Origin of the sequence: Streptomyces kebangsaanensis (genome assembly GCF_001906585.1) — a bacterium.
Classification (GTDB): Bacteria; Actinomycetota; Actinomycetes; order Streptomycetales; family Streptomycetaceae; genus Streptomyces; species Streptomyces kebangsaanensis.
In genome coordinates this window covers 1-8842 of sequence record NZ_JUJA01000067.1, presented here as the reverse complement: position 1 = coordinate 8842, position 8842 = coordinate 1, and the positions used below count along the sequence as shown (strand labels likewise).

Annotated in this window: 6 protein-coding genes; 1 reads left to right on the top strand and 5 read right to left on the bottom strand. The window is 67.9% G+C overall.

The genetic code is table 11. The features are described 5' to 3' along the window. Positions 1 to 62: 62 nt before the first annotated feature. The 4 genes from RH94_RS09520 to RH94_RS09505 are packed head-to-tail and all read right to left on the bottom strand — an operon-like array spanning position 63 to position 7130. Positions 63 to 446: a transposase gene (locus RH94_RS09520; protein WP_073946048.1), complete on the bottom strand. Its 384-nt coding sequence runs from the start codon at positions 444 to 446 to the stop codon at positions 63 to 65. A gap of 56 nt (positions 447 to 502) precedes the next feature. Continuing rightward, on the bottom strand, positions 503 to 1468 hold the full coding sequence (locus tag RH94_RS09515; RefSeq protein ID WP_234425654.1) for a TIGR02679 domain-containing protein: 966 nt from the start codon (positions 1466 to 1468) through the stop codon (positions 503 to 505). Then, positions 1465 to 5784 carry a TIGR02680 family protein gene (locus RH94_RS09510; RefSeq protein WP_073947189.1) on the bottom strand — a complete coding sequence of 1440 codons (4320 nt, stop codon included), beginning with the start codon at positions 5782 to 5784 and terminating at the stop codon, positions 1465 to 1467. The genes RH94_RS09515 and RH94_RS09510 overlap by 4 nt, the downstream gene beginning before the upstream one ends. Beyond that, entirely contained in the window at positions 5781 to 7130 is a 1350-nt protein-coding gene (locus RH94_RS09505) for a DUF2398 family protein (protein WP_234425652.1), read from the bottom strand. The genes RH94_RS09510 and RH94_RS09505 overlap by 4 nt, the downstream gene beginning before the upstream one ends. A 186-nt stretch (positions 7131 to 7316) precedes the next feature. Between RH94_RS09505 and RH94_RS09500 the strand changes: the two genes are divergently transcribed. After that, positions 7317 to 7814, top strand: coding sequence for a hypothetical protein (locus RH94_RS09500; RefSeq protein ID WP_073947175.1), 498 nt, complete (start codon positions 7317 to 7319; stop codon positions 7812 to 7814). Here the strand turns inward: RH94_RS09500 and RH94_RS09495 are convergent. After that, entirely contained in the window at positions 7783 to 8688 is a 906-nt protein-coding gene (locus RH94_RS09495) for an IS5 family transposase (RefSeq protein ID WP_073947174.1), read from the bottom strand. The two genes, RH94_RS09500 and RH94_RS09495, sit on opposite strands and share 32 nt — an antisense overlap. Positions 8689 to 8842: the final 154 nt, after the last annotated feature.

The following is an 8842-nucleotide window of genomic DNA, read 5'->3' as shown; positions in this document are numbered from 1 at the left end:
GATGCCCAACTTGCCCTCGATGCCGGCGAACGCGTCATCGACCACCGGGTCGGCTGCGGTCCTCAGTCCGCGCCCTCGGAGATCATTTCCAAGAGCGCGGAAGCTTTTCCCATGACCTCCAACGCGGCTTTGTTCCGGGCCAGTTCCTTCTCCAGCCGTTCCACCTGGCGGCGCAGCTTCTCGTTTTCCGTCTCTGCGGCCGACTTCTTAGGCCGGGCCGGGCTGGTGCGCTGGTCGACCAGCTTCTCCAATGCCCCGGCATCCCGCGCGGCCCGCCATTCCTTGACGTGCGAGTGGTAAAGGCGCTCGCGGCGCAGGACAGCGCCCTTCTCGTTCTTGGGTGCGGCGTCGTACTCGGCCACGATGCGCAGCTTGTACTCCGGACTGAAGGAACGGCGCTTCGGCCTGGGGGCCGGGTCGGACTCGGCGGGGTTGGTGCTGGTCATGAGGGGGTGGTTCTCCTGTCGTGCCCTCTCAGGCTAACCCGACTAAGCGGGGCGTCTCACCCAAGGCTGACAGAGAGGGTCGAGGGACGGCCCTCGGCGCAGATCAGCGGCGGACTGCCGGCACCGAGCTCACCGGCGGCGCGGCGGAGCACAGCCGGGTTCTCACAGACGTACACCGTTGGCAGGTTCACGGCGATCGGAAGGGTGATGAGCTGGTGGAGGGTGACGTGGAAGGGAGTGCCGTAGCGGGCGGCGTCGGTGAGCCACTGGCCAAGACCCTGGCCGGTGGCGGGGAGGTTGAGGACGAGGACACGGCTGGCGAGGTCGTCGACGATGACGTCGAAGGCGTCCCACAGCTCACGCCGAGCCTCGGCTCCTGATTCGAGTGAGATTCCACGTGCCATGGCCAGGGCCCGCAGGACCAGAGTCGGCAGCGAGCCGCGGCCGGGGTTGAGAGCTTTGGTGTCTCCTGTGGTGGCGTCGGCCAAGGCGGGCAGCATGAGCGGTGGAGCGTCGATGGGCCGGTTGTAGAGGTGTTCCAGGACCCTGACGGCCTGGCTGAAGAGGTGGGTGTCCTTCTTATTGATCAGACCGGTGATCGTGCCATCGGATGCGAGGCTGGCCAGCCACTGCCGGTACCAGGAGTGCTCGGCGTGCAGCGGGCTGGCCTCGCCCTCGGCGCGGATCGTCTGCCGGGCCTGATCGAGTGCGGTCCGCTCGTCGGTGCGAAAGCGCAGTTCGGGGCCGACTCGTTCCAGGACATCGCGGAGCGACATGCCCGTGACGTTGCGGACGCTCTGCTCCAACGCTGAGAGGGGGATGGTGATGCGGCGGACGTCGGCCGACCGGTATGTACCGGTGACGCCGATGATGGCGTTGCGCTCGGCCGTGGTCGGGTTGGCGAGGCCGATGGAGCCCTTGATCTCGCCGCCGTTGCGCTCGAGCGAGCGCCGGGCAGCGGCCAGGAGCCGGCGGAACTCGGGGGCCTGGTAGCGCTCGTATGCCTCTGCTGACCCGGTCATTCTGCTTCCTCGGCGTCGTCGTTCGTCGACTCGTCCTCAAGAATGTCCGCGAGCAGTCCTGCCTCTGCGGGAACGTGCCGGCGGGGCGTGAAGCCGAGGAGTTCGGCAGCCAGATCGTTGGATCCGGGATACTCGAGGTCATCGAGGATCTGCTCGCCGTCCCAGACGAGCAGCATGGCGGAGACGGTGTGAGACGCCTCGTCATGCTTCATGTCGTAGTGCGAGATCTGCGGCACGTCAGGGTAGGTGATCCACAGGTCGTAGCCCGTCATGAAGAGGTCGAGGTCGAACTTGGCCGTGAGGGCGAGCAGGTCGGGGCGGTACTTCTCGTCGATGCCGGCGAAAGCCTCGTCAAGTGCGATCAGCCGCGGGCAGGTGGGGTACGCGGAGCTGTACTGGGCGTGAGCGGCTGCAAAGAGCGGCAGGTGGATGGAGGCGGACTTCTCGCCGCCGGACATCACGCTGTGCTTGGCCTTGGTGAGCAGTTCTCCCTTCTTCCGCTCCTCCTCGCTCATGCCCGGCCGGAACAGACGGAGCTCGAACTTGCGCCAGGCGCGGTAGTCCATCACTTCCGCGATCACTTGCTGGTAGCTCCTCTTCTTGTCGGCAGCGGCCTTGGCGCGGATCTGGCTGCGCAGGTGGGAGCGGAGTTCGGCCAGTCCGGCCGGGCCAAGACCGGAGGCGTCCTTGTCGAGCAGTTTGTTGACAGCCTGCTGGGAGTCGGTGAGCGCGTCGGAGATGACCCAGTTGATGCCCACCGTCGTACCGGAAGACATGGGCTTGGAGCGGGTGTCGGCGTCCATGCTCTTGACCAGGTCGCGCGCGGCGACGGTGCGATCGTGGATCTGCTCGGCCAGCCCGGTCAGGAGTCCGTCCTCCAGGACAGTCCGTTCCTTGTCTTCCAGCAGCACGCTCTGATCAGCGAGCTGTTCGGCCAGGCGGCGGGCGAAGTCCGCTACGGGAGCTGGCCCTTCGCTGTCGGTCACCCGAGCCAGGATGATGTCACCAGTCGGCTCCCATTCAAAGAGGTAGCCCTGATCGGACTCCAGCAGGGCTGCCTCCAGCGCGGTGATAGCGGTAGAGATCTTGGTCGTCACGGTCTTCAGGAGGCTCGCGGTGATCGGCCGGCCTCGGGTCGCCTCGTCGAGCGCGCTGATCAAGGAGGCGACGGATGCGGGGACGACGTTCTGGGCGGCCTCCATGCCCGTGAGAGAAGTGCCGTGTGAGGTCAGGCGGTCCATGAGGGCCTGGACTGCCTGCTCGGCGCTCGGCCACATGTCGTGCGGCAGCCAGACGGTCTCGGTGTTCGCTTCGAGGAGGCCGAGAAGGTCGGGCCGGGCATACGGCTCCAGCGTGAGCGTGGTGCGCACCTGCTCAGCCACGGCCGTGGCCAGTGCTGTACGGCCGAAGTCCAGGGCATGGTCAGCCTGCAGAAGCCGGTCTCGCTGCTCTTCCGCGTCCTTCTTCGTACGGCCGTACGTCTTCTGCGCCGAGGTGAGCTGCTCTTCCGCATCCGCGATCTGCTGCAGAATCTCCTGCAGAGGGGCTTCGAGTGTCGCTTCCTGGGTGCGCAGACGTTCGTCCTGAACGGCGAACTCATCCTTGCGCGCCTGTAGCGCCTCAGCCTGTTCTGCGCAGGACGCGGTCTGCGTTGCGATGATCTCCCTGCGGCTGGCGATGTCGCGCTCGGCGGCATCGGCCTGCTCACGGCAGGTGGAGAGCGCCTTGCCGGCGTCGGCGAAGTCGTCGATGGCCTGGGCGACGTTGTTCAGTTCCTCACGGAGGGTGGGCAGCCGTGCGGCTGTGGCGGCATGCCGAAGCTGGCGGTTCTTCTCGTGGGCGCGTGCGATCGCCCCGTCGAGGCGTTTGCGGGTTTCGGTGAGGCGGCGGCGGGCGCCGGCGACCTTCTCCGCCACCACGGCCACCTTGCTTACCGCCTTGGCGATCGGCTGGGTGCGGGGGAGTTCACCCCTGGCGCGGTCGAAGTCGTCGTACGCTTCTTGCGCGTATCGCTGTCGTTCTTCGATGTCGGCGAGCTGAGCTTCCAGGGCAGCGATGGATTCTTCGAGCAGGCGCAACCGTTCGCGCCGACGGGCGGCTCGCGCGGTGGCTCCGATGTACTCCGGCTGTTCCTTGGGATGTGCACCGATCTGGACGCCGAGGCAGAAGTGGGAGCCTGTCGTGACCGCAGGGCCGCACAGCGCGTCGTCCGTTGCAAGGGCGTCGTCCCTTACGGCGATGGACGCCAGGACGGCCTGCACGGCCGCGGCGTCCACGAGCTGCTGATCTTCGACGACCAGTACATCGGCCAGGGTGCGTCCGGTCGGCCGCTGCGCGGGAGGCAGTGCGCGCAGATAGGCGTCGGCGACCTTGTCGTGCAGTGCCTCGTCGGTCAGTGCAGGGTCGGGGTGCAGCCAGGCGGTGAGCAGGCCGGCCGCGTACAGGGCGCCCTCCACAGCGGCTGTGTGGTCGTCGGGGACGTGATCGGCGAACCGCACGAGTTGCCACAGCGGAGCGCCGTGCCGCTCATCGCGGTTGGCAGGACGCAGGTCACTGGGTGGGGGCGCGTCATCAGCCTCGGCGGCCACGGTGGCGCGCTCATCCTGTTTGCTGCGCAGAGTCTCTGCAGTGTCGCCGTGCTCCCGCTTCAAGGTCTCGACGCGGGTGAGGGCCTTGGTGCGGCGCTCGTCGGTGAGGGAACGAAACACCTCCGGCAGGGGGGTCGCTTCGGGTTCCCCCACCGCGCCGATCGCCGCGCGCAGCACGTCACCGTCGGCGGCGGCCAAGACCGCGATGTCGTTGCCGCTGCTCCAGCGGCCGATGAATTGGTCCAGCTCCTGGCTGGCCGTGGTGCGGGCGATCTCGAGATTCTCGGCTGCCGCGGCGGACTGCCGCTCGGTGTCGGTCAGCTCACCGGCGCCCGCGTCGCAGTGGTCCTGCTCGCGGTCCTGGTCTTTCCTGGCAGCCTCAAAGGCGCTGAGGTGGGCGCGTACGTCCTCCAGTTCGTTGCGACGCGCGGCTACGCGACCTGCTAGGTCCGTGTGCAGCTCGGCACCAAGATCCAGCGTGGCGTCGTCGTGCAGGATGCCGCAGCGGCGTGCGGCGTCCATCAGGCTGTGGGTGTGCCGGGAGGCCGCTTTGCGCAGCTCATCGTGCCGCTGGAGAGCGCGATCAGCCTCTCCCTTGAGGGTGGCCAAGTTCTTCTGAGCCTGGTTGAGGTGGCGTTCGCTGTCGGCGATGCCCCGGCGTTCAGTGCGTACGCGGTCGCGCAGTTCCTTGAGCCCATGCTGCTGCTTGATGGCGTCGTGGTTCTTGTACTCGGCCAGGCGGGCGCCGAGCTCGTTGCACTGGCGTTCGGCGTTATCCCGCTCCTGCTGTGCGGAAGTCAGCTGCCGCTCGGAGGTGCGGCGGTCCTCCGCCGCTTCCATGATCTTCTCGCACTGGGCGGCCGTGTCCTGGATGCGCCCGGTGACGTGGTCGACGCGGTCACGGGCATGGGCGCGCAGGTAACTGGTGTATTCACGCAGGAAGTTGCGGACCGCGGTATCCGCTCCTGTCAGGGCGTTGAGGAGCGCTTGGATTTCGGCGAGGTTCTCGAAGTCGCGGGCGGCTTGCAGGATGAGGTCATCGTCGACGGGGCGCAGGCCGGCGGTAAGGGTGTCGGACAACTTGACCGGGTCAAGGTCCTTGGCCAGCAGCGGGCGCCGCAGCTGGAGGAGAAGGTTGACCAGCTGGCTGTAACGCTCACGGCCCAGCCCGAAGAGCCGGTCATCGATCTTCTCCCGGTACGCCTCCGCTGTATCGAGGATGGCCTTCTTGCCCAGCAGCTTCTCCAGGGCCTTCTCCCGCAGCGGGCGTGAGGCAGCGTCCAGCAGGCCGAAGTCGATGCCGACTCTGCCGTCGGTGACGAAGAAGAAGCGGGCGGGTGTGGCCATCTGCTTGGTCACCCGCATGCCGATCCCCACGGTGACGGCTTCGAGGACTTCCCCGTTGTGGCCGGTGCGGGCAAATTCCATCCACACATAGCCGTAGGCGGACTCCTGCCCCTTGTATAGCAGGTTCGACTTCATGGTCCGCTCCTCGCCGCTGAACGGATCAAGACGCCTTGCGTCGAGGACACCATCCAGCACGAGGGGGAAGAGTACTTCGAGGGCCTTGGTCTTGCCGGAGCCGTTGTGCCCCCGCAGGACCAGTCGGCCATCGGCGAAGACGAACTCCTCGTCGGTGTAGTCCCAGAGGCCGATCACTCCGGCGCGGGTGGGTTTGAAGCGGACCTCCGACTCGTCAGCGGTGCGGGAGTGGGGGATGAAAGTCATGGAGAGGTTTCCTCAGTGGGGAAGTCGAGAGCGAACTGGCCGTCGTGCGCGGGGCGTGGCAGGACGGCGGTGATGTTGCGGTAGCGGCCGGCCGCGGGCCGGACCAGGATCCCGCCGGGGACGACGTGGACCAGGCGCAGGTCCGCCAGGAGTGCGACCGCCTCTGCCAGCAGCCCGCCGGGGTCGGCCTGCCACTTGTTGGTGAAGGAGGAGGGGCCGAATTCTTCATAGAGCTCGGTGATCATCTGCTCCAGCGTGCCGTGTTCCACGAAGGGCAAGCCCGTCTGTCCTTCATGTTCTGGGACGTCCGGATCGGCCTCGTCCGCGGACCAACCAGTCTCCGCATGCGGGTCGTGCGCCAGGGCTTCGAGCGTGCCTGCCTGCGGCAGTGCCATGTCGATTCGGCTCAGCAGGTCCGCGTGTTCCTCTCCTGGACCGGCGGGCAGGAGGTACTGAAGACTGCTGGCCCGGTCCGGGTCTTCCCGCAAGTCCGCGATCTTCGCAAGCATCAGCCCGGCAGTGCGGTTGACCGCTCCACCGCGGCCGGGGAATCGCTTGTCAGTGAAGTGCCCGGTGGTGTCGACGAGCATGATGCCCTCGGCCCGGCGCTCGATAGGCAATCCGGTCAGCCGTGCGATGTCCTCGGCGAGGGTGGGCTGGCGCAGCGCTATCGCTGTCTCCGCGTCGGTGTCGCTGAAGTAGACCACCGGGTACTCGATCAGCATGCGACGGGCTCGCTGGGCAGCAAAGCGCCGACGGGGGTCCCGTCCGGTGCCGGCGGTCTGGGTGTCCAGCAGGCCGGCAGCGCTGACCAGGTGCTGCAGTGGCTTGTTCGGTCTGAAGAGCGCCGCGCAGGTGTCATGGTCGATGTCGAACAGTGCATCGCCGCGGTCGTGGTCACGGGCCCAGTCCTCCATGGAGCCATCGGAGATCCGCAGCGCCCCTCGGTCGACAAGCCAGTCCATCACGTCAACGACTGCGTCCTTGTGGCCCGGTGCGGTGGCATCGAACCCCAGGTGCTCGATCGCCTTCGCGGACGGTGTGAGCAGCTTGACGAGATCGGCGAGGTTGATTTCGATGCGTGACCGGTGCAAGCAGGCGAGGATCAGGCAGAGGTAGGCCAGCCGTCGCCGGTCAAACGGTCTCTTGCTCTTCACCGTGAGGAACGCCTGGCTGGCATCAAACGCGTCCAGCCGCCGCAGCAGCCGTGCGTGACGGGCGCTGGTCTGCAAGGAGTAGCCGAATAAGTCACGGAAGTCCTTGGCGAGTTCGTCGGCCCACTGCAGCACCACCGCAAGCGCCTTGGCTCGGGGATAGCTTTCGGTGACGACGCCGTGCAGCAGCATGAGTCGGGCAGCTTGCTGGTACGAGCCAAGGTCCGCAGCCTCCACGGAGGCGGCTACGCGGTGGGCGGGCATCAGAAGCCGTTATCAATCCGAGCGTGGTGGCTTTGATTTCGCAGGTCAGGCATGTTCTCGGCGAGTGGGCGGCAGGGATGGCGGTGTCGTGTCACCGCATCGTCGGAGGGCTGGATGCCGTCGCCCATGGGGCTGCTGGAGGAGCGGGAGCTGTCCGCGCGTCAGCGCTTGGAGGAGTGCCGTGAGGAGGCAGAGCGCGCTGCGGCCGCGCTCGCCGAGGCGGAGCGGGCCTGCGAGCGCGCGGTGATCGCGCGGGAGGAGTTCGCGGCGGCGCTGGCCCAGGCCCGCGCGGCGGACGGTCCGCCGCCGGATAGCGGGGGTCGGAGTGCGGCCGCGGCGCCGGGCACGATCGTGCCCGATTGGCGGCCCGGCCTTCGGCCGGCCGTCCTCGCCCCGGACTACCAGCGGATCATCGGCGCCCTGGAGGCGGCGGTGCGGGAGGGGATGGGGCCGCTGAACTGCCGTCAGATCGCCGCTCGGTTGGGCTGGGAGACCTCGGCCGCCGGGGTGGAGCGGGTGCGAGCCAAGGCCCGGCGGGTGGCCGAGCGGGGCTGGCTGGTCAAGGAGCCGGACGGCCGGTTCAGCGCCGTGCGGCCAGGCGGCGGGTCATGAGCGCGGTCATCGACCAGTAGATCATCGCCTCCGCGGCCGTGGTGGTGCGCTCGTAGTCGCGCGCCAGGCGACGGGTGCGCAGCAGCCATCCGTTGGTCCGCTCGACCACCCAGCGGCGCGGCAGCACCGCGAAGCCCACCGTGTTCTCCGCGCGCTTGACCACCTGCAGCACCAGTCGTAGTGCGGCACCGGCCCATTCCACCAGCGCCCCGCTGTAGGAGCTGTCGGCCCAGATCAACTTCAAGCGGAAGTACCGGGCGCGCAGGGGCGGCAGCATAGCGTGCGCGGCGTCGCGGTCGGTGGTCGAGGCGGCGGTCACCAGTACGGCCAGCAGCAGCCCGAGACAGTCGACCACCAGATGGCGCTTGCGCCCATTGATCTTCTTTCCGCCGTCGAAGCCGCGCGAGCCGGCACCGACCACGGCATCGGCCTTGACCGACTGGGAGTCGATGATCCCGGCTGACGGCTCCGGGTCACGGCCCTCCTTCATGCGCACCTGTCGACGCAGCCGGTCGTGCAGCTCGGCCAGCAGGCCCTGCGCGAGGTAGCGGCGGAAGAAGCGGTAGACGGCCGCCCAGTCGGGGAAGTCGACCGGCATCGCGCGCCACTTGATGCCGCCGTCGACCAGGTAGAGCACGGCGTCGACCATCACGCGGTGGCAGTAGGACTCCGGTCGGCCGCCCCGCCCCTGAAGCCAGCGCGGCATCGGCAGCGCGTCGCGGACCACCGCCCACTCAGCGTCGGTCAGATCGCTGGGGTAGCGGCGCACACGGCCTTCGTGGTCGGCGGCGTTGCCGAACCGGTGAGCGAGGCAATCGCACCGCGACACGCCGGAGTTGGACGCCGACGCGACGGGCGCGGAAGACTGTGACACCTGGGCCTCCTGGGTGCTTGTTGACTCGACATCTCCGAGCTACGCAGGAGGCCCTTCCTTCATGCGCCGGCCAGTCCGTGATCATCCGAACGGGAGCAAGACCCGCACGCCCGTCCGTTCCTCAAGCTGCAAGATCGCTTTGATAACGGCTTCT

Bases quoted from the DNA above. Each gene is read 5' to 3' on its own strand.
- RH94_RS09505 (WP_234425652.1), bottom strand. From the start codon at position 7,130: ATGCTGCTGCACGGCGTCGTCACCGAAAGCTATCCCCGAGCCAAGGCG.
- RH94_RS09500 (WP_073947175.1), top strand. From the start codon at position 7,317: ATGCCGTCGCCCATGGGGCTGCTGGAGGAGCGGGAGCTGTCCGCGCGT.
- RH94_RS09520 (WP_073946048.1), bottom strand. From the start codon at position 446: ATGACCAGCACCAACCCCGCCGAGTCCGACCCGGCCCCCAGGCCGAAG.
- RH94_RS09515 (WP_234425654.1), bottom strand. From the start codon at position 1,468: ATGACCGGGTCAGCAGAGGCATACGAGCGCTACCAGGCCCCCGAGTTC.
- RH94_RS09510 (WP_073947189.1), bottom strand. From the start codon at position 5,784: ATGACTTTCATCCCCCACTCCCGCACCGCTGACGAGTCGGAGGTCCGC.